The sequence below is a fragment of the Parabacteroides sp. AF27-14 genome (assembly GCF_003635425.1).
In the GTDB taxonomy this organism is placed as follows: Bacteria; Bacteroidota; Bacteroidia; order Bacteroidales; family Tannerellaceae; genus Parabacteroides; species Parabacteroides distasonis.
The window spans coordinates 1-2,230 of the sequence record NZ_QTLZ01000059.1 but is presented as its reverse complement, the minus strand read 5'-3'; the positions used below and the strand labels follow the sequence as shown (position 1 = coordinate 2,230).

The 2,230-nt window shown below is 49.7% G+C and carries 2 protein-coding genes; both read left to right on the top strand.

Annotation, left to right across the window (positions count from 1 at the left end; genetic code table 11):
* Positions 1 to 79 precede the first annotated feature (79 nt).
* Positions 80 to 1,087 (top strand): BT4734/BF3469 family protein, encoded by a 1,008-nt coding sequence (locus tag DWY79_RS23225; protein ID WP_233564040.1) that lies wholly within the window; start codon positions 80 to 82, stop codon positions 1,085 to 1,087.
* Entirely contained in the window at positions 1,087 to 2,154 is a 1,068-nt protein-coding gene (locus DWY79_RS23220; protein WP_233564039.1) for a VapE domain-containing protein, read from the top strand. The genes DWY79_RS23225 and DWY79_RS23220 overlap by 1 nt, the downstream gene beginning before the upstream one ends.
* The last annotated feature ends 76 nt before the right edge of the window (positions 2,155 to 2,230 follow it).

The window sequence follows — 2,230 nt, the reverse complement described above, 5'->3', positions numbered from 1 at the left end:
ATTACACATTTTATTGTTATTGAATGTGTCTACCTATATCAGCATAAGACATTCAACTTCTTAAATAATATGCATCGACATGAAAATAACCAAGCAAACAGCCTATCGAGATACCGTCGCACAACGGGCGATGCGTATGGAGGAGATCGTGGCATGGGTAAAGGATGAGCGGACGAGGGATAAGCTTGCGCTCTTTCGAGAGAAATTAAGGCGGGCTTATCCCGACAAACGGTATCCGTTTACCCGGAAATTACCTCTGTTGCTCTTTGCCGGAACTTTTCGAAAAGGCGAGTTGAAGGAGTATAATGGCTGGATTTTGCTGGAGATCAATCGATTGAAGAGCATAGAAGAGGCTTTGTCCTTGAAACAAAAAATAGTGGAATATCCGCAGACACTGTTCGCTATGATCGGCTCTAGCGGACGGAGCGTGAAGTTCGTGGTGGCTTATACCTATCCCGACGGGTCGCTTCCCCGTTCGCGTACGGATGCCGAGGTTTTTCATGCGCACGCTTACCGACATGCGCTCAAGACGTATGAGCCTCGCCTTTCTTATCCCATCGAGCTGAAACGTCCGGTGCTGGAGATGGGCTGTCGCCTCAGTTATGATGCCGATGTGTATTACAATCCGGACGCCCTTTCCATTCATCTGGAGCAGCCTGTGGCTATGCCCGACGAAAGCGCCTACCAGGAACGGTTCGAAAAACGGGTGCCGGTACCGGTAGAGAGTGCCGGGCAGACGCTTTATGACCAATACCGTTATGTTGCCATCCAATATGAATTCGCTTTGCAGCGGGCTTTGGAGGAACATGGAAGTTTGAGCATAAAGGTGGATTTCAAACCTTTGTTGGTCACTCTAGGAAGACTTTGTTTCGCGGCTGGGGTAGAAGAGGAGGATTGTGTGAAGTGGACGATGCTTTATTTGGGGAATCTGATCTCGGAAGTGGAGATCCGGGAGACCTTGAGGCAGTCGTATCGGTTAGCCTCCGATTTGGACTTTGGTTGTACGTCCCTTTACAAGCCGGAGCAACTACAGAGCTTGAAAATGGAGGAGTTTATGAACCGCCGTTACGATTTCCGTACAATCTGATGTCTGGCGGACCGGAATATCGGGAGAAAAACACCTTCTGTTTTGACTATCGCCCCGTGACGGATCGTGTGCTGAACAGTATCGCCTTGAATGCCCAGAAAGAAGGATTGCAGCTATGGGACAGGGATGTACGGCGTTTTGTCTTTTCAGATCGCATCCCGGACTATGCGCCTATCGAGGACTATTTGACCCGCTTGCCCGTGTGGGATGGCAAGGATCGCATCCGTCCGCTGGCCGCACGCATCCCTTGCGACAACGTACGGTGGGAACAGTTGTTTTACACTTGGTTCCTGTCGATGGTAGCGCACTGGCAGGGACGTGACAAACAGCATGGCAACAGCCTTTCCCCGCTCTTGGTGGGCGGGCAGGGGTGCGGAAAGTCCACGTTCTGCTTCAACCTGTTGCCACCGGACTTGAATAAGTATTACACGGACAGCATCGATTTCAGCAAGAAGCGGGATGCCGAGCTGTATCTTACCCGTTTCGGATTGATCAATATTGATGAGTTCGACCAAGTGAGCGCGAGGCATCAAGGCTTCTTGAAGCATCTGTTGCAGAAGCCGGTCGTAAATGTGCGCAAGCCTCATGCCACGCAGGTGGAATCGGTGAAACGTTATGCTTCCTTTATCGCTACGAGTAACCATACGGATTTGCTGGGCGATCCTTCCGGCAGCCGCCGTTTCATTTGTATCGAGGTGAAAGGGATGATAGACAATGCCCAGCCTATCGATTATCTCCAGCTCTATGCGCAAGCGGTTGCCGCCTTGAATAATAACGAGCGTTATTGGCTGACGCATGAGGAAGAGGTTTCGCAGATGCAAGCGAACGAGGCGTTTCAACAACGTCCTTTGTTCGAGGATCTGTTTTTTCAATATTATCGTCCCGCTTCGCATAAGGAGGAAGGTTTGAAGATCTCTGCCGGAGAGATCTACCTATCGCTGCAAAAAAAGAGCGGCGTAAAACTTCCGATGAGCAATGTCTCCGTCTTTGGTCGTTTCTTGAAAAAGATAGGGCTTAAGACGCAGTTAGCGAGTAGGGGACGGTTGTATTTAGTGGTCGAAAAGTAGTAAATGGTGGTAGATGTAAGTTGTTGGGGCTGTCCAAAAAGTGTGACAGCCCCTTTTTGCTATTGTTTATTTCAGT

Bases quoted from the DNA above. Each gene is read 5' to 3' on its own strand.
- DWY79_RS23225 (WP_233564040.1), top strand. From the start codon at position 80: ATGAAAATAACCAAGCAAACAGCCTATCGAGATACCGTCGCACAACGG.
- DWY79_RS23220 (WP_233564039.1), top strand. From the start codon at position 1,087: ATGTCTGGCGGACCGGAATATCGGGAGAAAAACACCTTCTGTTTTGAC.